This window comes from Bradyrhizobium sp. UFLA05-125, assembly GCF_059803515.1.
In genome coordinates, this window is record NZ_JBANBJ010000060.1 from 1 (window position 1) to 19,395 (window position 19,395).

General features: G+C 65.0%; 17 protein-coding genes. 7 read left to right on the forward strand and 10 right to left on the reverse strand.

What is annotated here, in order from left to right:
* Together SO156_RS34335 and SO156_RS34340 are read right to left on the reverse strand one after the other, a co-directional pair.
* Positions 1-216: sugar phosphate nucleotidyltransferase (locus tag SO156_RS34335; protein WP_498537863.1), on the reverse strand; the 216-nt coding region annotated here is incomplete at its 3' end.
* 7 nt (positions 217-223) lie between these two features.
* Positions 224-1,213 (reverse strand): NAD-dependent epimerase, encoded by a 990-nt coding sequence (locus SO156_RS34340; protein WP_458150999.1) that lies wholly within the window; start codon positions 1,211-1,213, stop codon positions 224-226.
* 185 nt (positions 1,214-1,398) lie between these two features.
* Here SO156_RS34340 and SO156_RS34345 point away from each other — a divergent pair, with 185 nt between their 5' ends.
* Positions 1,399-2,358, forward strand: a complete 960-nt coding sequence (locus SO156_RS34345; RefSeq protein ID WP_498537864.1) for a lysylphosphatidylglycerol synthase transmembrane domain-containing protein — start codon at positions 1,399-1,401, stop codon at positions 2,356-2,358.
* 29 nt (positions 2,359-2,387) lie between these two features.
* On the forward strand, positions 2,388-3,389 hold the full coding sequence (locus tag SO156_RS34350; RefSeq protein ID WP_498537894.1) for an MraY family glycosyltransferase: 1,002 nt from the start codon (positions 2,388-2,390) through the stop codon (positions 3,387-3,389).
* Between the two features lie 13 nt (positions 3,390-3,402).
* Here the strand turns inward: SO156_RS34350 and SO156_RS34355 are convergent, their stop codons facing one another.
* The 6 genes from SO156_RS34355 to rfaD all read right to left on the reverse strand — a co-directional run bounded on the left by SO156_RS34355 (position 3,403) and on the right by rfaD (position 11,361).
* Positions 3,403-4,353, reverse strand: coding sequence for an NAD-dependent epimerase/dehydratase family protein (locus SO156_RS34355; RefSeq protein ID WP_498537865.1), 951 nt, complete (start codon positions 4,351-4,353; stop codon positions 3,403-3,405).
* Positions 4,350-5,570 (reverse strand): glycosyltransferase family 4 protein, encoded by a 1,221-nt coding sequence (locus tag SO156_RS34360; protein WP_498537866.1) that lies wholly within the window; start codon positions 5,568-5,570, stop codon positions 4,350-4,352. The genes SO156_RS34355 and SO156_RS34360 overlap by 4 nt, the downstream gene beginning before the upstream one ends.
* A gap of 2 nt (positions 5,571-5,572) precedes the next feature.
* Positions 5,573-7,483: an SDR family NAD(P)-dependent oxidoreductase gene (locus SO156_RS34365; RefSeq protein WP_498537867.1), complete on the reverse strand. Its 1,911-nt coding sequence runs from the start codon at positions 7,481-7,483 to the stop codon at positions 5,573-5,575.
* A gap of 116 nt (positions 7,484-7,599) precedes the next feature.
* Positions 7,600-8,886 carry an O-antigen ligase family protein gene (locus SO156_RS34370; RefSeq protein ID WP_498537868.1) on the reverse strand — a complete coding sequence of 429 codons (1,287 nt, stop codon included), beginning with the start codon at positions 8,884-8,886 and terminating at the stop codon, positions 7,600-7,602.
* The gene (gene rfaE1, locus SO156_RS34375) at positions 8,883-10,367 is read right to left on the reverse strand and encodes a D-glycero-beta-D-manno-heptose-7-phosphate kinase (RefSeq protein ID WP_498537869.1); all 1,485 of its coding nucleotides are present in this window, start codon (positions 10,365-10,367) and stop codon (positions 8,883-8,885) included. The genes SO156_RS34370 and rfaE1 overlap by 4 nt, the downstream gene beginning before the upstream one ends.
* A 13-nt stretch (positions 10,368-10,380) precedes the next feature.
* Positions 10,381-11,361: an ADP-glyceromanno-heptose 6-epimerase gene (rfaD, locus tag SO156_RS34380; protein ID WP_498537870.1), complete on the reverse strand. Its 981-nt coding sequence runs from the start codon at positions 11,359-11,361 to the stop codon at positions 10,381-10,383.
* 217 nt (positions 11,362-11,578) lie between these two features.
* Between rfaD and waaF the strand changes: the two genes are divergently transcribed.
* Positions 11,579-12,649 (forward strand): lipopolysaccharide heptosyltransferase II, encoded by a 1,071-nt coding sequence (gene waaF / locus SO156_RS34385; protein WP_498537871.1) that lies wholly within the window; start codon positions 11,579-11,581, stop codon positions 12,647-12,649.
* A gap of 298 nt (positions 12,650-12,947) precedes the next feature.
* On the opposite strand, the gene SO156_RS34390 is transcribed toward waaF, so the two are convergent.
* Both SO156_RS34390 and SO156_RS34395 read right to left on the reverse strand, forming a co-directional pair.
* Positions 12,948-13,235, reverse strand: a complete 288-nt coding sequence (locus SO156_RS34390; RefSeq protein WP_458150981.1) for a hypothetical protein — start codon at positions 13,233-13,235, stop codon at positions 12,948-12,950.
* 271 nt (positions 13,236-13,506) lie between these two features.
* On the reverse strand, positions 13,507-14,544 hold the full coding sequence (locus tag SO156_RS34395; RefSeq protein WP_498537872.1) for a glycosyltransferase family 4 protein: 1,038 nt from the start codon (positions 14,542-14,544) through the stop codon (positions 13,507-13,509).
* Between the two features lie 127 nt (positions 14,545-14,671).
* On the opposite strand from SO156_RS34395, the gene galE reads away from it, so the two are divergent.
* The 4 genes from galE (at position 14,672) to SO156_RS34415 (ending at position 19,386) form a co-directional block, all read left to right on the forward strand.
* Positions 14,672-15,685 carry a UDP-glucose 4-epimerase GalE gene (gene galE, locus SO156_RS34400; protein ID WP_498537873.1) on the forward strand — a complete coding sequence of 338 codons (1,014 nt, stop codon included), beginning with the start codon at positions 14,672-14,674 and terminating at the stop codon, positions 15,683-15,685.
* Between the two features lie 117 nt (positions 15,686-15,802).
* Positions 15,803-17,611, forward strand: a complete 1,809-nt coding sequence (locus tag SO156_RS34405) for an ABC transporter ATP-binding protein (protein ID WP_498537874.1) — start codon at positions 15,803-15,805, stop codon at positions 17,609-17,611.
* A 33-nt stretch (positions 17,612-17,644) separates the two neighbouring features.
* The gene (locus tag SO156_RS34410; RefSeq protein WP_458150986.1) at positions 17,645-18,346 is read left to right on the forward strand and encodes a fumarylacetoacetate hydrolase family protein; all 702 of its coding nucleotides are present in this window, start codon (positions 17,645-17,647) and stop codon (positions 18,344-18,346) included.
* Positions 18,347-18,573: 227 nt separating this feature from the next.
* The gene (locus SO156_RS34415) at positions 18,574-19,386 is read left to right on the forward strand and encodes an amino acid kinase family protein (protein ID WP_498537875.1); all 813 of its coding nucleotides are present in this window, start codon (positions 18,574-18,576) and stop codon (positions 19,384-19,386) included.
* The last annotated feature ends 9 nt before the right edge of the window (positions 19,387-19,395 follow it).

Sequence of the window (19,395 nt, forward strand, 5' to 3'; positions counted from 1 at the left end):
GAGCTGCTCCAGCACCATGAAGCGATAGGCCGCATTGGTGATGACGATCGGACGATCGAACAGCGCGCCATCGGAGACGCGCAAGACCGTGTCCTGAAACGTCGAGCGCGTGCCGAACAGCGGCAAAAACTGTTTCGGGCGCACCTCGCGCGAAGCCGGCCACAGCCGCGTGCCGGCACCGCCGCACATGATCAGGGGAATAATGCGTTTGTCCATCGTGCTTTCAAACCTTGTAGTAGTCGCGATACCAGCCCACGAAGTTTCGGACACCGATCTCGATCGGCGTTGACGGCGCGAACCCGGTATCGCGCATCAGATCCCCGACATCGGCGAAAGTCTCCGGCACGTCTCCCGGCTGCATCGGCAACAGATCCTTGACCGCCGTCCGGCCCAGCTCACGTTCCAGAAGTCCGACGACGTGCATCAGCTCTTCCGGATGGTGGTTACCGACATTGTAGAGCCGAGACGGCGCATTTGCGGCGGCCGGATTGTCCACAGGCACCCGATCAATCAGCTTGGATACTACACGAGTGACGTCGTCAACATAGGTGAAGTCGCGCCGCATCTTGCCATGGTTAAAGAGCCGGATCGGCCTGCCCTCCATGATGGCGTTCACAAACAGAAACATGGCCATGTCGGGCCGGCCCCACGGGCCGTAGATGGTGAAGAAGCGCAAACCCGTGACCGGCAGCCGGTAGAGGTGGCTGTAGGACTGCGCCATCACCTCGTTGGCCTTCTTGGTCGCGGCGTAGAAGCTCACGGGATGGTCGGTTTTGTCCTCGATTGCAAATGGCAGTTTTGTGTTGGCGCCGTAAACGGAGGATGACGAGGCATAGACGAGATGACGACAGCCATTGTGCCGGCAGCCCTCGAGCACGTTGAGGAAGCCCTGAAGATTGGAATCGACGTAAGTCTGCGGATGGTCGATCGAGTAGCGCACGCCGGCCTGCGCGGCGAGATGCACCACGGTCGCGAACTGGTGCTGAGCGAACAGTTTCGCGATCGTGTCGCGATCGGCAAGATCGGCCCGGACGAAGGAAAAGCCGCCATCCCGCTGCAACACGTCCAGCCGCGCCCGCTTCAAGGCCGGATCGTAATAGGTGTTGAGATTATCGAGCCCGACGACCGGACGGCCTTCGGCCAGAAGCTGCCGGGCGACGTGAAAACCGATGAAGCCGGCCGCGCCCGTGAGCAAAATTGCCTGATCTGCCATCATGTTCCCAAATCGTCCGCCGCAGCCTCTTTAGCCGCCGCGTCGAGGGGGCGGCAATAGCTACCACGCCCTCAGATGACAGCTATTGCAAGATCGGCGCCAAGACCATACCAAAGCGGCCGAATTCGGCGCGGGGCGTCGGGTTACGCCAACTCTGAAGAAACTCCTGTTCAAACGCGGGCGAGATGCGCCGAATCCTGCTTTCTGCGGCCAAGATCATCGTTTCCGGGGCGCTGCTCTATCTGGCGCTGCGCAAGGTGAACCCGTCCGATCTGTTCTCGCGTTTCACCGTGAGCAGCCTGTACTGGATCGCCCTCGCGATCGCGGTGACGTTCCTCCAGATCTTCGTCGGCGTGCTGCGCTGGCGCGAGATCAGCGCGGAGTGCGGCGCGCCGCTCGAGCTCGAACGCGCCATGCGCTACAACGTGATCGGAACCTTCTTCAACCAGACCCTGCCCTCGGCGATCGGCGGCGATGCCGTCCGGCTCTGGCTCGTCGCCCGCGCTGGCGCCGGCTGGCGTGCAGCGACCTATTCGATCTTCGTCGATCGCGCGATCGGCCTGATCGCGCTCGCGATCGTCATCGTCGCCAGCCTGCCCTGGAGCTATCGCCTCATCAACGATGCGCAGGGGCGCTCGGCGCTGTTGCTGCTGGACTTTGCCGCGCTCGGGGCCGGCCTCGGCTTCCTGCTGCTCGGTGCATTGAACTGGCCGTGGCTGAAGCGCTGGTGGGCCACCCACCACATTCATGCCTGCGCGGTGATCGCCAACCGCGCCATCTTCAATCGTTCGCGCGGTCCGGCCGTCACGATCCTGTCGCTGCTCGTCCACGTGCTCACCGTCGTGATCGCATGGTGCGTGGTGCAATCGATCGCAGCGCCCGTCAGTTTCGGCGAGACCTTCCTGCTCATTCCGCCGGTGATGCTGATCACCATGATGCCGATTTCGATCGCCGGCTGGGGCGTGCGCGAAGCGACCATGGGCCTCGCCTTCGGCTTTGCGGGCCTTGCCGCCAATGAGGGCGTCAACATCTCGCTGCTGTACGGCGCCGTGTCGTTCATCGTCGGCGCATTCGGCGGACTGGTCTGGATCTTCAGCGCGGAGAAGGCTCAGCAGGGATCGGCCCCGATAGGGGTGCCGGAGTGAGCACGTTCGCTTCCGGACCCGCGACGACGATGGGGATGTTTCTGCTCGCCCTCCTGCCTGCCGCCCTGGCCGCCCTGCTCTCGGCCTGTATCACCTGGCGGAGCATGCCCCTGTTGCAACGTTATGCATTGGCTCGGCCAAACGCGCGCTCCTCGCATCGGATTCCGACGCCGCAGGGTGCCGGCATCGCCATTGTTGCCGCAACCCTGCTGGTCGCCTCGCTTTGGGCAACCTGGTTGAATGCCTCCGTTCCGCTGGTTTTGATCGCCGCCACGGTGGTGACTGCGCTGGTCGGCTTTGCCGATGATATCAAATCCCTTCCCGTCCTGGTTCGTCTCGTGCTGCAGGCCGCCGCCGTCGGAGCCGTCGTGTTCACGACATCAGATACGCTCCGGATCATCCCGGCGCTGCCGCTGGCGGTCGAGCGCGGCCTCATCCTGCTCGCCGGCGTGTGGTTCGTGAATCTCGTCAACTTCATGGACGGGCTCGATCTGATGACGGTCTCGGAGGTGGTCCCCATCACCGCCGCGCTCGCCCTGCTTGGATGGCTCGGCGACCTGCCGTTGCCGGCCGCGCTCGTCGCGGCGGCGCTGTGCGGCGCCATGGTCGGATTTGCACCGTTCAACCGACCCATCGCAAAGGTGTTTTTGGGCGATGTCGGCAGCCTGCCGATCGGGCTCCTCCTCGGTTGGTGCCTGCTCGGGCTTGCCTGGCATCAGCAGATCGCCGCGGCGCTGCTGCTGCCGGCTTACTATCTTGCCGATTCCACCGTCACGCTGTTCCGGCGCATCGCGCGGCGCGAGCCGTTCTGGTCGGCGCATCGCTCGCATTTCTATCAGCACGCCACCGACAATGGCTTCACGGTGTCCCGCGTGGTCGGCGAGGTGTTCGCGCTCAATCTCTTGCTTGCGCTGCTCGCGATTCTCACGATCCGCATCCCGTCGACCACGGTCACGACGCTGGCGCTGCTCGCGGGCGCCGTCGCGGTCAGCTTCGTGCTGCGCAGGTTTTCTCAGGTGCGGGCGACCTGACGCGGCTCACAGCTTATCGGGCCTCCCGAGGCGACAATGCCAGTCGCAATCCCTCGTCGAGCGACACCTCCGGCCGCCAGCCGGTCGCGATCGCCTTCGATAAGTTCAGTTCGAGCGAGCCGATCAGGCTGTCATGGGTGTCCTGGCGGCCGATCGCCCCGAGAACCGAGCCCAAAAGATCCTGCGGGACCGCAAACAGCCGTGGCCGCTTGCCCGCGGCCTTGGCCAGTCTCTCGATGAATTCGGGCGTCGAGACCTGCTCCTTGTCGGCGATCAGGAAGATATCGAAATTGCTCGCGGCATCGGGATAGGCGAGCCGGCGCACGATGAAGGACGAGAGGTTTTGCACGGCAAGGAAGGCGCGCTGATTGCGGATCGCGCCGAATGGAAGCGGCAATCCGAGATCGACCGCCCGGCTCAGCAGCGCAAAATTTCCCTTTGCACCGGCGCCGTAGACCAGCGGTGGCCTGATCACCGAAATCTTCATGTCGCTGTCGCGCGCCAGTGTCTTCAGACCTGCCTCGGCAGCCGCTTTGGACATGCCGTAGAGGCCGCGCGGGGTCAGGATGTGGTCCTCGCTGAACGGCGCGCCGCCCTCATTGCTGCGGCCGTGCACGAGCACGGTGCTGATGAAGATGAAATGGCCCACGCCGGCCGCTGCCGCCGATCGCGCCAGATGCAAAGTGCCGGCGATGTTGACGTTGCGATAGAGCTGGACCGCGTCCTCCTCGTGCTTGTGGTGAACGCGCGCAGCAAGGTGGACGACGGCATCGACACCGTCGAGCGCAGCCTGCCAGTTGGTTTCGGGACCGATCGAACCGATGACGACCTCGTCACCCAGTCCCCCGGGGCGGCGCACCGCGCGACGCGCCGACCAGCCCTGCTCCATCAGGGCAGGCGCGACGTGGCGGCCGACAAAGCCGCTGGCCCCCGTCACCAGTACAACCCGGTTTCGCCCGCTCATCGTTGCTCCGCCAGTTCCGGATTGCGCAACAATTCGTCGATCACGCCAGCATAGGCATCCATGGCCGTTACGCGATCGAATTTTGCGGCGGCCTTCACCGCCCGGTCCGCCATGGCCTTGGCGTCGGCGTCTGCCGCCGCGCGGATCGCATCCGCCAGCTCCTCGGGCTGGCCCGGCGCCACCACCCAGCCCAGCCCGTTCTCGACGACGGTCAATGCGGCCTCGGCCTCCGGCTCCGAAACCAGCACCACCGGACGGCCCACGGCCAGGAGATTATAGAACCGGCTCGGCACCGACACACCCGCGACGTTCTTCCGATAGGGGATGATCCAGACGTCGGCGGCGGCGAGAAACGCCTCGAGCTCGGCATCCTCGACGCGCGGCACGAACGAGATGTTCATCAGGTTCGATTCCGCCTGCAACTGCTTCAGCCGCTCGAAGCCGATCCCCCAGCCGGAGAGCAGGAAGTGGATGTCCCTCTCCTGCTGCAACATCCGCGCGGCCTCGAACACGATCTCCGGATCGTGCGTGAAACCGAGATTGCCCGACAGCCCGACGATGAAACGCGCCGGCACCGCGCGGCGGAAAGGGTTGTCCGCTTCGACCGGACGCAGCGCGGGAGCGAGCGTCGCCCAGTTCGGGATGAAGCGGATCTTTTTCGCGGTCATGCCGCGGTAGCGCAGCAGCGGTCCCTCGGCGTCGCGGCCGATGGTGATGACGGCACTGAGCGCGCGGAACATGAACGCGTTGGCGACATGGATCACCCGGGTCACGATCGAGCCGGGCTTCAAGAGACCCGCCATCACCAGCACGTCGGGAAACAGATCGTGCATGATCAGCGCCGAGCGCGCGCCCTTCAGCCTTGCGGCCGCCGCGACCGCATAAGGCAGCATGAACGGCGCCGTCACGGTGAGCACCACGTCGCGGCGCTTCAACACCTTCGTCAACGCGAAGAAGGTGCGCAGCGCAAACAGGATCTCGGCAAGTGCGCGCCGGACCAGCGCCGCCTTTCCGGTCATCCGGTTCTTGACGGCAATGACGCGCGGCTTGCCTGGTCCGATCTGCGAGGCCGGCAGCTCGCCCGGCGTACCGGACAGCACGACGACCTCATGGTCCACGGCAAGGCGGCACGCGATCTCCGCCATGATCGCCGCCGTGGTGCTGGGATCCGGCGGATAATGCTGGCTCGCGACGACGACCTTGCCTTGAGACTGCATGGTCAGGCCGCAGTCGACCCGAATTCCGGAACCGCGTCCTTCAGGATGGTCCTGATGGTGGCGCGATCGTCGCGTGCGATCGCCTGCTCCAGCGCGGAAATCCATTTGCGCAGGGTCTGCATGGGCGGCTCGTTGGGCCGCGCCGCCATGATGCCGGCAATGCCGATCTCGACCGTCGGCTCCTCGGACGCGAACAGGATCTCGTTCAGCCGCTCGCCGGGCCGCATGCCGCTGAACACGATCTCGATGTCGTGGCCGGGCTGCAGGCCGGACAGGCGAATCATGCGCTCGGCGAGATCGACGATCTTGACCGGCTGGCCCATGTTGAGCACGTAGACCGAGACGTTCGAGCGCTCGGCCCCGAGCGCGTGGGTCGCAGCCGTGATCACGAGGTCGCAAGCCTCGCGGATGGTCATGAAGTAGCGGACCATGTCGGGATGAGTGACCGTGACCGGACCGCCGGCATCGATCTGAGCCTTGAATTTCGGCACCACCGAGCCGTTCGAGGCGAGCACGTTGCCGAAGCGGACCGAGATCAGCCGCATCGGCGACTTGTCTCCGCCCTGTGAGCCCAGATCGTGATCGAGCGCCTGGCAGTACATTTCCGCAAAGCGCTTGGTCAGGCCGAGCATCGAGACCGGCTCGATCGCCTTGTCGGTCGATATCATCACCAGGGCCTCGGCGCCGGCGGCAAGGGCTGCGTCCGCCACGTTGATCGAGCCGAAGATGTTGGTCTTGACCCCTTCGCTCCAGTCGCGTTCCAGGATCGGCACGTGCTTGAGCGCGGCGGCATGGAACACGATGTCCGGCCTGAACTCGGCCATCACGCGCATAATGCGTTCGCGGTCGCGGATATCGGCGATCCGGCCTTCGATCGCCGCACCCGCGCCGTGCGCGGCCAGCGCTTCAGTAATGGCATAGAGCGCGGGCTCGGAATGCTCGACGATCAGCAGGCGCGCGGCGCCGAAGGCGACCACGCGCTCGCAGATCTCCGAGCCGATCGAGCCGCCGCCGCCAGTGACGATGACGGCCTTGCCCCGGATGAGAGCTTCCAGTCGCGCGTAGTCGATCTTCTCACTCGGCCGCAGCAACAGGTCTTCGACCGCAACGGCCGTAAGGCGCGGCGTATCACCGCTCTCGAGCGACGGCAGCCGGCTGACGATCAAACCGAGACGGCGCGCCCGCATCAGCACGGATTCGGGATGTGCCTCCGGCTCGAAGGCGGACGGCGTCATCACCACCCGCGCGATCGACTTGTTGCGCTTTGCGAAGTCGCCGATCACGTCCTCGAAGTCGTCGATCCCGCCGAGCACCGGCACGTTGCGGATGAGCTGTCCGAGATCGGCGCGTGACGGCGACAGCACGCCGACCGGCCAGACCCGCGTGATCGCCCCGCTCTCGATGCCGCGCAACAGCACCTCGGCATCCGCCGCGCGGCCGATCAGGAGCGTCGGCGAGGCATCCTCGATCCGGGCGTGGCGCCGCACGCGGGTATAGCGGAAATAGCGATAGGCAAACCGCAATGCGCTGAGAAAGGAGATCTCGAGGAACCAGTAGAGGACGATCGTCACCTTGCCGAGGAAGAAGGCACCGCGCACGTTGGGGGAGACGAAGATGTAGTCGAGGGCGAGTAGCGCGACGGTGAGCACCGTCGCGACGCGGATGATGTTGAGCGCATCCGGCAGAGAGATGAAGCGCCACTTCGTCGTGGTCAGGTTGAAGATGAAGAACACGACTACGCTGAAGGCGAGGAACCAGGGCAGGATCTGGAGCAGGAGCGGCAGACGGTCGAAAAACTCGTCGCCGCCATCGAAGCGCAGATAGAAGGCGGCAAACAGCGCCGCCGTGGTCGCCAGGAGGTCGTGGAGCGCGATCAGGAAATTGCGCAATGTGAGATGCGAAAGACGCGTCATCCGCCGACCGATGAAAATCCAGTTAGATACAACCTGACCGCGCTGATAGCCCATCTCGACAAGGCATTCCAGTACAAGACTAGCCGGTACAAGACTTTGCCAGCCGCGCTGGCGGCTCAGGAACCGGCCTCCCCCAACTTCGGCTCGGCTTGCCGCGCCCGGATCACCATGCCGCCGGCAACGCCGACGCCGATGACGTACATCCAGCCCTCATGGAAGTCGAACAGATGGGAATTGAAGAGCGACGTGAAGACGTTCTGCACCACGACCAGCAGGCCGATCCAGTTGGCAAGTCCGTCGCCGCGAAACAGCAGCAGATGCAGGATCCAGATCGCATAGAGGACGAGGATGCCGATGACGCCCCATTGCACGGCGACATTCAGCGTCTGGTTGTGTGGATTGCCGATCACCTCGGCGGAAGCCTGGTACTCGCCACTATGCGTTGCGACCTGCTCGAACAATCCGCGCGTCGAGCCGGTGCCGTGTCCCATGACCGGCGCCTCCGCGAAGAAGCCGAGGGATTTTCGCCAGAATTCGAGCCGTAGCCCGAGCGAGGTCGGCTCGCCCTTCTCCTTGTAGCGATAATAATCGCTGGCAAAGGTATCGGCGGTCCTGCGCAATTGCGGCGAGGCCTGCCAGGCGAGAGCAGCACCAGCCAGCAGCACGGCGGAGATGACCGCGATGCTGCGCCATTTCAAGTGCAGAAACGCGAACACCGCGAGCATGATCGGCACGGTGACGAGCGCGGTGCGCGACACCACGACGAATGCCAGGTTGACGAGGAAGCTCAGCGCGAGCGCGGTGAGGAGCCCCGCAAGCCAATATCGCCTGTCCCGCAAAAGGGTCACGACCGGATAGGCGAGCGCCACCGCACACAGCGTGAATTCCTGGCTCTGGTCGATGTAGTTCTTGACGAAAATACCGCGCTCGAGGTTTCCGGGCTTGATCGAGAGCGCGGGATTGAAGGCGACCAGCCAGGACATCACCGACAACAGCGCGCAGGAGACCAGGAAGGCGGTGCACACCCACCGTCCGCGCGAGGAGCGTTCGAAATGATAGAGCAGGACCGGCAGCACGAGTAGCTTGACGGTCGGGTTCACGGCGTAGAGCCGCGCGCCCCACGCCGCATCCGACCACAGCGTTCCGACCAGCGCGAGCAGGAACAGCGCGATCGGCGCCGCACAGACCGGCCGCTTCAGGGATTGCAGGAAATCCCTGACGTCGAGAAACGGCACCATGCAGACGAGCATGAGGGCATTGAAGATCGCGGCCAGCGAGGTCGACCACGGCAGCGAGGCCGCGGTCAGCACCGCGAACAGGTCCACGCATTCGATCCACGCGACGGGGCTGCGCAAGCGGCGGAGCATCATCGCACCGGTGGTTTCCCGCGCCAGCGCCGTCACGTCGTCCCTCCCCGCGCCCGGTTGACGAGTGCCGTCGTGCTGAACCCCCTGAGGATGTCGACCAGCACCACGGTTCCGCCCGCGGCTTCGACGACATCGTAACCAACCACCTGTTCGCGCGTGTAGTCGCCGCCTTTCACCAGCACGCTCGGCCTGATCTCCGTGATCAGATCGATCGGCGTATCCTCTTCGAAGATGACGACGAGGTCGACGGCTTCGAGCGCGGCCAGCACCTCGGCTCGCGCGCGCTCGTTCTGCACCGGCCGGTCCTCACCCTTCAGCCGCCGTACCGAGGCATCGCTGTTGAGGCCGACGACGAGACGGTCGCAGGCGGCGCGCGCCGCGGTCAACACCTTGACGTGGCCGGGATGCAGGATGTCGAAGCAGCCATTGGTGAAGCCGACGCGCAGGCCCTGCCTGCGCCAGTCCGCAAGCTGCGCGGCAAGCGCGCTAGGGGCGAGCACGATCTTCTCCTCGGCTGCGAGATAGGCATGCGGCAGGATCTTTCGCCGCAACTCGGCCGCGCTCACGTTCGCGGTGCCCTGCTTGCCGACCGCGACCGCAGCGGCGGCGCTGGCCATGCGCAGCGACGTATCCCAATCGGCGCCGGCCGCGAGCGTCGCGGAAAGCGCGGCGGCAACAGTGTCCCCGGCGCCCGAGACGTCGCGCACCTTCACCGGATAGGCCGGCACGTGGACCGCCTCGCCCTCGCGCGACACCAAGGTCATGCCGTGCTCGCTTTGCGTCACCAGGATCGCCTCGCAATCGGCAAGCCGCATCACGTCCTGCGCGGCCTCGGTGATGCTCTCGACCGAGTCGGCGCGGCTGCGGGTCGCCTCGGCAAACTCCTTGCGGTTGGGCGTGAGCAGGCTGGCGCCGCGATAGATCGCCCAGTTGAGGCTCTTGGGATCGACGATCACGCGCTTGCCGAGCTTGCGCGCGGCGTCGATCACGTTGCGGATCACGCGCGCGGTCAGGACGCCCTTGGCGTAATCGGAGAGCAGCACGATGTCGGCACGGGGAAGCTGCGGCAGGATCGCCTCGATCAGCTTCAGCTCGATCTCGGGGGAGGCCGGCGTCGCCTGCTCCCAGTCGGCGCGCAGCATGTGGGTGGAAAAATGTTCGGAGACGAAGCGCACTTTTCGCGTGGTCGGGCGCGAGGGATCGCTGACCAGCACGCTTTCGATACCGGCGATCTCTGCCAGCGCGCGCCTGAGCCGTGCCCCCGCATCGTCCTCGCCGACGAGCGCGACGAAGATGCAGCGCGCGCCGAGGGAGGCGATGTTGCGCGCCACGTTGCCGGCGCCGCCGATATGGGTCTCGCTGCGCTGCGCGGCGATCACCGGCGCCGGCGCCTCCGGCGAAATTCGCGACACCTCGCCATAGACGAACTCGTCGAGCATGAGGTCGCCGATGCACAGCACGGTGCGCCCCGTGATGGCCTGGGCGAGCGTATCGAAATCGAAGACGGGCGTTTGCATGGTCCTCGACGCCTCAGCGGAAACGGTCGGGTCGGTCAAGGTAGCCCCTGACATAGGCCGTCACCGCATCTTCGAGCGCCGTGAAGCCGCCGTTATAGCCGGCGCGGCACAGGCGATCGACCTCGCTCTGGGTGAAATACTGGTAGCTGCCGCGGATCGCCTCGGGCATGTCGACATAGTCGATGTGGGGGTTGGAGCCGAGCGCCGCGTAGGCCGCAAGCATCATGTCCTTGAAGCTGCGCGCTTTGCCCGTTCCGACGTTGAACAGCCCGGAGACCGAGGGCGTTGCAAGGAGCCACATGATGACCCGCACGACGTCATCGACATAGATGAAATCGCGACGCTGGTCGCCGTCGGCGATGCCCTCGCGATGCGACTTGAACAATTGCACGACGCGGCCGGCCCTGATGTCGTCGAAGCGCTTCGCCAGCACGCTCATCATCGTGCCCTTGTGGTACTCGTTCGGGCCGAACACGTTGAAGAACTTCAGCCCCGCCCATTGCGGCGGCAGCTTGTCGCCACGCGCGACGCGCTCGGCAACCGTGAGATCGAACAGATGCTTGCTCCAGCCGTAGAGATTCATCGGCCGCAACGTCTTCAGCGCGGCGAGCGAGGCGTCGTCGCCAAAACCCTCCGCACCGTCGCCATAAGTGGCGGCTGATGAGGCATAGATGAACGGCACGGCATTCGCCGTGCACCACTCCAGAAGGCGCATCGAGAGGCGAAAATTGGTCTCGACCACGAGATCGCCATCGGTCGCGGTGGTCTCGGAAATGGCCCCGAGGTGAATCACGGCATCGAGCTTGCGCCCCTGCAGCCAGTCGATCAGCTCGGCCGGCGGCACGATGTCGGCGAGCTGCCGCTTGGCGAGATTACGCCATTTGCCCTCGTGGCCGAGGTGGTCGCAGACCACCACATCGCTACGGCCGGCATCATTGAGCGCCGCCACGACATTCGACCCGATAAAACCGGCCCCGCCGGTCACCAGCAACATTCCACCGTCCCCGCCCGATTTGCCAAATTCAGCGCCCAAGAAACTGCTCAAGAAACTGCTCAAGAAACTGCCCAAGAACCCGCCGCAAGCCCTGCCGTAGCGCATGATCCGCCAAAGTGTAAGCGGTTTTGGGATCCGAGCTATCCCGCCTTGTCCTGCCTGTGCAGAGCGGCTACCGAACGGACCCTGTCGAGATCGTTTGGACGCCTATTAACAAATGAACAAAGATTCGCGATTTAGTGGATTTGAGGATCCGGCGGACACGCGCCCGATCCTGATCATCCCCTATATGTGGATCGGCGATTTTGTTCGGAACCACACCGTGGTGCGGGTCCTGAAGGAGCGCTGGCCGAATCGGCCGGTCGACCTCCTGACCACCCCGCTCTGCGCTCCGCTGGTCGATTACATGCCCGGTGTCCGCCAGGGGATCGTCTGGGACCTGCCGCGCAGCCGGCTCGCCGTGAACAGGCAATTCGGCCTCGCAAAGCTGCTGCGCGAGCGGAACTATGGCACTGCCCTGGTGCTGCCCCGCACGTGGAAGGCGGCCATCGCGCCGGCGCTGGCCGGCATTCCCGAGCGGGTTGGCTTCGTCGGCGAGTTCCGTTTCGGCCTGATCAACCGCTGGCGTTGGGGCGAGAAGCAGCTGCCCCGCTTCATCGACAAGAACGCCTCGCTCGCCCAGCCCGACGGTGCGCCGCTGCCGCCAGAATGGCCGGTGCCGCAGTTGCGGGTCCCGCCCGAGGAGATCGCACGCTGGCGCCAGGCGAACGGCCTGACCGGGGTCACCGCGGTCGCGTTGGGCCCGGGATCCGTCGGCGCCTCCAAGCGCTGGACCTACTATCCGGAAGCTGCCCGCCAGTTCGTGGAAAAGGGCCTCGATGTCTGGGTGGTCGGCGGCCCCGGCGAGAAGGCCATGGCCCAGGAGATCGTCGCGACCGGAGGGCCGCGCGTGCGCGACCTGACCGGCACCGACCTGCGCAACGGGGTGCTCGCGATGGCGGCGGCCGGCGTAGCCATCTCCAACGATTCCGGGCTCATGCACATCGCGGCGGCGCTGGGCACGCCGACGATGGGCATCTTCGGCCCAACCAGCCCCTACCTCTGGGCGCCGCTCAACGGCCTTGCCGCCACCGTCGTGCAGAACAAGTCGGTCCTCTCCTGCCAGCCCTGCCAGAGCACGGTCTGCCGGATGAACGACCACCGCTGCATGCGCGACATCGCCGCCTCTGAGGTCGTCGCCATCGCAGAGCGCGTGCTCAGCGAAAGCGGCGCGCGGGCGATGACGTGAAGCGCGCCAGAGCATGATGAAACGAAACTAGGTCTGGTTGCATCCGCAAAGTCGGTGCGCTCCCTCTCCCGCTTGCGGGGGAGGGCTGGGGTGGGGGTGTCTCCACAATGAGCATTCCCGATGTTGAGAGAGGCCCCACCCGACGCTTCGCCACAGCCGAGGCTCTGCCTCGGCGTTTCTTAGAAGAACGGCCGCCGAAGGCCGCCTATGCCCCCCGCAAACGGGAGAGGTTGAGCGATCCCGCGGCCCGATCGATTCAACCCAAAGCCATTCCGTTCTAGCGGCCCAACGCCTCTCCTCAGATCCTCCCAGCGAGGACGCGCTTAACCGGCAAGGCTGCGGACTTCCCTGCCGACCGCCGACGCGGAATGAAGAAGCTGTTGACGAGAATCGGATCGGTATCTCCGAGCGTTGTCCGCTCCTGGACGAGAAGGCTCATGACCGAGCGCATCTTCATGATCTCCTGCGCGACGAAGGCGCAGCTCTCATCCCGATTGATCTGGTCACGCATGATGGCCTCAGCCTCGAGCATGCTCACGCGTAGCGCCCTGATAAGTCGTCGAATTTCGTTGATGCGGTTGTCCATGGCCATCTCCACTCAGGGATGGCACGATAAGAACAAATCATGAACAATGTGTCAAGGACGTCGAAGAAACAACAAAGCCCGCGGCCGGTGACGGCGCGGGCTCGATCATTGCTGCGATAATGCCTGTTTACAACTGATTTGCCCGACGCGTCAAGCTGATTTCGTAAAATCCGTAGCTCAACGTCCGCAGTCAACGCGTCGCCCCAGCCGTCATCGGCTACTTTGCATGGGGTTGTTTTCGAGGTTTTCGTCTGGGCCCGAAAGCCCCGGTTCAGAGCAGCGGACGATAGACGTTCCCGATCCGCGCCGCTTCGGCGTCCAGGCTGAACTTCGCGAGCACCCGCGCCCTCCCGCGCTGCCCCATAGCCTCCGCTGATGCGGGATCGCGCATCAACGGCTCGAGCGCGGCGACCAGGGCGTCCGCATCGCCCGGCGGCATCAAGACGCCGGTGACGCCGTCCTCGACCACGAGCTCGGCTGCGCCCGCGCGTGACGCAGCAAGCGCGCCGCCCGCCGCCATCGCCTCGATCAGCGTCAGGCCAAAGCCCTCGTTGCGCGAGGTGAAGGCGTAGATCGTCAGCCGCTGATACCAGCGCTGTACCTGTTCGATCGGCAGCTCGCCGGTGATGACGATCCGCGCCTGCAGGCCGGCGGTTTCGATCCGCTTCTTCAGATCATTCGCGAACGGCATCTGCTCCGGCGTGATCGCACCGACGATGACGGCGGTGAAATCCGGATAGCGCGGCAACAGGCGGCACATCGCGTCGACGAAGACGTCGCTGCCCTTCTGGGCACGGACGCGGCCGAAGCAGCCGATCGCGTAGCGGCCTGGCAGCGCGGCTTCCGCAAATGCCGCGGCGCGATCGTGCGGCGGCGCATAGACATCGGTGTCGACGCCGTGCGGAATCACCGTCGCCTTCACTTTCAGGAACGACGCCGAGATGTCGCTCGTCGCGATGATCGCGTCCATCTGCCGGATCAGCCAGCGCGTGATCCAGCTGTGATGCCGCTGCGCAGCCGATGTGAACACCAGCTTCAACGGCCAGCCGAGCGCGCGCAGGAGCACGCCCGCGATCATCTCGTTGTTGCGCCGCGCGTGCCAGATCAGCGGCGCGCGCCGCCGCCATAGTTTCAGGAAACCCGCAACGTCGAGCCGCTCGATCCCCTCTGGCGCGTCGGAGCCGAACCAGGCGGCGCGAAACAGCTTCGCCAGGCGCGGCGCGACCATCCGGTTGGTCGCGGTCACGCCGGAATAGCGCCTGTGCAGGTTTGGCACGATCAGTTCGAGATCGCCCGGGAAATTGGCCACGTCACGCTCCGTTTCGTGAGGCTCCTATACGCAACATTAAGCATAGTGACCAGTTAAGCCGCGCCGATACCCCCTCTTCACCACGCAGACGTTAGCATCGCCGGATGATCGGAAGACGGGTGAGATCATGACTGTGCTTGTCACCGGCGGTGCCGGCTATATCGGGAGTCACACGGTTCTGGCACTGGCGGAAGCCGGCGAGGACGTCGTCGTGATCGACGATCTCTCCACCGGCTTCTCCGCCTGCTTGCCGGAAGGCGTCCCGCTGTTCATCGGCGATGCCGGCGATGAGAACCTCGTCGAGGGCGTAATCGCCCAGCACAACATCGAAAGCATCATCCATTTTGCAGGCTCGGTCGTGGTGCCGCAGTCGATGCGCGATCCGCTCGGCTACTACCGCAACAACTTCATGACCGCGCGCAACCTGCTCAACGTCGCAGTCAAGCGCGGCATCAGCCGCTTCATCTTCTCCTCCACCGCTGCCGTCTACGGCAATCCCGACCAGGTCCCCGTGCCCGAGCATGCGCCGACGCGGCCGCTCTCGCCTTACGGCTCCTCGAAGCTGATGACCGAGATCATGCTGCACGACGTCGCCTCGGCCTACGGCATGCAATATGTCGTGCTGCGCTATTTCAACGTGGCCGGCGCCGATCCGCAGGCGCGAATCGGGCTCGCCACCGTCGGCGCCACGCATCTGCTCAAGATCGCGGTCGAGGCCGCGACCGGCCAGCGCGCCAAGATCGACGTGTTCGGCACCGACTATCAGACGCCGGACGGAAGCTGCATCCGCGACTTCATCCACGTCACCGACCTGTCGCAGGCGCATCACTCGGCATTGACTTACCTGCGCCGCGGCGGCGCCTCGACGACGCTGAACTGCGGTTATGGCCGCGGTTACTCCGTGCTCGAGACCATCGATGCCGTGCGCCGGGTTTCGGGGCGCAGCTTTGCGGTCCAGTACGCGCCGCGCCGGCCCGGCGACATCATGACCATGGTCGCCGACACCAGCCGCATCCGCAGCGTGCTGGACTGGCAGCCGCAATACGAGAATCTCGAGACGATTGCGGCCCATGCGCTGGCCTGGGAGGAACAACTGTTCCGCGAGCGCCACGGCGACATTCGCCAGGCGGTCTCGGCCTAGAATCGCCGGCTTTGCAAGACCTTAATTGGGCTTGAAAAACCCCGTCTGAGCGGGCACAGAGGCCATTCGATCCCTGACGCGCGGGCAGGTTTGTCCCTAGCCGTCAATGGACTACGGATGGCCCAGTTTCCAAAGAAAATCACCGACGATCCCTATGCGGCAGCGGTCCTGATTCGCCGCCTCGTCACGGAACAGGGGATCACCTATTGGCGCCGCTACCTCGTCGCCTTCGCGCTGATGGCGGTCGCCGCCGGCGCAACGGCGGCTGCGACCTACGTTCTCGGCCAGGTCATCAACCAGGCCTATGTCGACAAGAACGTTCCCGGCATCGCGATGCTGTCCGGCGTGACGGTGGTTCTCTTGTTCATCAAGGGTGTGGCGACCTACGGCCACATGGTGATCCTGACCAAGATCAGCAACGCCATCCTCGCCACCAACCAGCGGCAACTCTTCGCCAAGCTGATGCGCGAAAGCATCGGCTTCTTCTCCGAGCGGCACTCCTCGGAATTCCTGGCGCGGCTGACCGCGGGCGCCAAATCCATCACCGACGTCCTCAACATGCTGGTCAACGCCGTCGGGCGTGACCTGTTGATGCTGCTCGCCATGATCGGCGTGATGGTGTGGCAGGATCCGCTGATGTCGTTCATCGGCCTCGTCGCGGTGCCGCCGGCGATGCTGGTGCTGCGCAAGCTGGTCAAGCGCATCAAGGGCCTCGCCTACAACCAGTTCACCGGCACCGCCGACATTCTGGAGACCATGCAGGAATCGCTGCAAGGCATCCGCACGGTCAAGGCGTTCACGCTGGAAGATGCGATGCAGAGCCGCATCGACGAGAACATCGCCGTCGTCGAGCGCAACGCCAACAAGATGGCGCGCGTCGCCAACCGCTCCAACCCGCTGATGGAGATGCTTGGCGGCTTCGCGGTCGCCGGCTGCCTGCTCTATGGCGGCTACAGCGTGGTCGCACTCGGCGCCACCCCGGGTCAGTTTTTCTCGTTCATGACCGCGTTCCTGATGGCAACCGAGCCGGCCAAGCGGCTGGCGCGGCTCAACATCGACCTCAACAGCCAGCTCGTCGGCGCGCGCATGCTGCTCGAAGTCGTCGACAGGCCGGCGAGCGAGCAATCCGATGACGACAAGCCGGCGCTGAAACTGTCGGATGCGCGGATCGAGCTCAACGACGTCAGCTTCGCCTATCGCGCGGGCGAGACCGTGCTCGACCGCATGAGCTTCACGGCCGAGCCCGGCAAGGTCACCGCGCTGGTCGGCCCCTCCGGCGGCGGCAAGTCGACCGTGCTGGCGCTGCTGCTGCGTTTTTACGAGGTGACGCAGGGCGACATCCTGATCGACGGCCAGTCGATCTCGTCGGTGTCGCGCAAATCGCTGCGCGCCCAGACCGCCTATGTCGGCCAGGACGTCTATCTGTTCCGCGACACCATCCGCAACAACATCGCCTTCGGCAGGTTTGGTGCCACCGAAAACGAGATCATCGATGCCGCCAAGGCGGCCTGCGCCCATGACTTCATCATGAGCTTCCCGCTCGGCTACGACACGCCGGTCGGCGAGCACGGCACGCAGCTCTCCGGCGGCCAGCGCCAGCGCATCGCAGTGGCGCGCGCACTGCTCAAGAACGCACCGATCATCCTTCTCGACGAGGCCACTGCCGCGCTCGATTCCGAATCCGAGAAGCAGGTGCAGGAGGCGATCGAGCATCTCTGCCGGAACCGCACCACCATCGTGATTGCGCATCGTCTGCACACCATCATGCACGCGGACGCGATCCTGGTGGTCGAGGGTGGCAAGATCGTCGAGCGCGGACGGCATGACGAGCTCTTGCGCCGCCCCGGCCGCTACGCCTCGTTCTTCCGCCTCCAACACCACGACACCAGCCCCGTCGCGCTGGCGCCGGTCAGCGCCACCGCTTAGGAATTTATCACCCAAGAGCAGCGAGACCGCTTCATGAACGCCGCCTCCTACGTCATCCCGCTTCCGCCTCAGGCTTCGCTTCCCGTCGTCGGCGAGACCGGCCGTTATCCGGTGCGCCGCATCTGGTGCGTCGGCCGCAACTATCTCGAACACATCCGCGAGATGGGCAATGACGAGCGCGCCCCGCCGTTCTTCTTCGCCAAGCACGCCGACATGCTGGTGCCCGATGGCGCCACCATCCCCTATCCGCCGCTGACGAAGGACCTGCATCACGAGGTCGAGCTGATCGTCGCGATGAAGAGCGGCGGCCTCAACATCCCCGCCGAGAAGGCGCTCGACCATGTCTACGGCTATGCCGTCGGCATCGACCTGACCCGCCGCGACCTCCAGATCGCCTCGCGCAAGAAGGAGCGTCCCTGGGAGATCGGCAAGTCGTTCGACGGTTCAGCGCCCTGCTCCGCCGTGCAGCCGGCATCCAAGATCGGCCACCCGTCGAAGGGCAAGATCTGGCTCACCGTCAACGGCAAGGAAGCCCAGAAGGGCGACCTCACCGAGCTGATCTGGAACGTGCCGGAGATCATCTGGCAGCTCTCGCAGCAGGTGAAGCTCGCTGCCGGCGACATCATCCTGACCGGCACGCCCGCCGGCGTGTCGCAGCTCCAGCCCGGCGACAAGCTCGAATGCGGCGTCGACGGCGTCGGCACGCTGAAGGTGTCGATCGGCCAGCCGGAGTAACAAGCTCCACTCGTAGGGCGGATTAGCGAAGCGTAATCCGCCACAATGGAAGCGCGACTATCCGGAACGTCAATTGTGGCTCGAATGGTGGATTACGCTTCGCTAATCCACCCTACACACTCAAAATCAGAGCCCCGGAGCGCGCTCCGGGGCTTTTGTTTTGCGGCAAGCCTCGGTTTTGCTAAACAAGCCGCTCGGCGATCACCGAAGAAGGAAGGGCATCTCTCATGGCAAACACGACGGCCGAGCTTGAAGCGCTCCTCATGCAGCGTTCGCTCACCGATCCCGAGCTCGTCGCGGCATCGGAAGCGGCTCCGGACTTCCGGATCCTGCCGGATGCCACGGTGATCAAGATCGGCGGACAGAGCGTCATCGATCGCGGCCGCGCCGCGGTTTATCCGCTGGTCGATGAGATCGTCGCCGCGCGCAAGGCCCATAAGCTCCTGATCGGGACCGGCGCCGGCACCCGCGCGCGGCATCTCTATTCGATCGCGGCGGGGCTTCGCCTGCCGGCCGGCGTGCTCTCGCAGCTCGGCGCCTCCGTTGCCGACCAGAACGCCGCGATGCTGGGGCAGCTTCTTGCCAAGCACGGCATCTCCGCGGTCAGCAGCGCCGGGCTCTCGTCCGTGCCACTGTTCCTCGCCGAGGTGAACGCGGTCATTTTCAGCGGCATGCCGCCCTATAGCCTGTGGATGCGTCCCGCGGCCGAGGGCGTGATTCCGCCCTACCGCACCGACGCCGGGTGCTTCCTCGTGGCGGAGCAGTTCGGCTGCAAGGCGATGATCTATGTGAAGGACGAGGACGGCCTCTACACCGCGAACCCGAAGACGGCGAAGAATGCTACCTTCATCCCAAAGATCTCGGTGGCCGAGATGAAGGCCAAGGGGCTGCAGGACTCGATCCTCGAATTCCCGGTGCTCGATCTCCTCACCTCGGCGCGCCACGTCCGCGAGGTGCAGATCGTCAATGGGCTCGTTCCCGGCAATCTGACCCGCGCACTCGCGGGCGAGCATGTCGGCACCATCATCACTGCGAGCTGAAGAGAATAG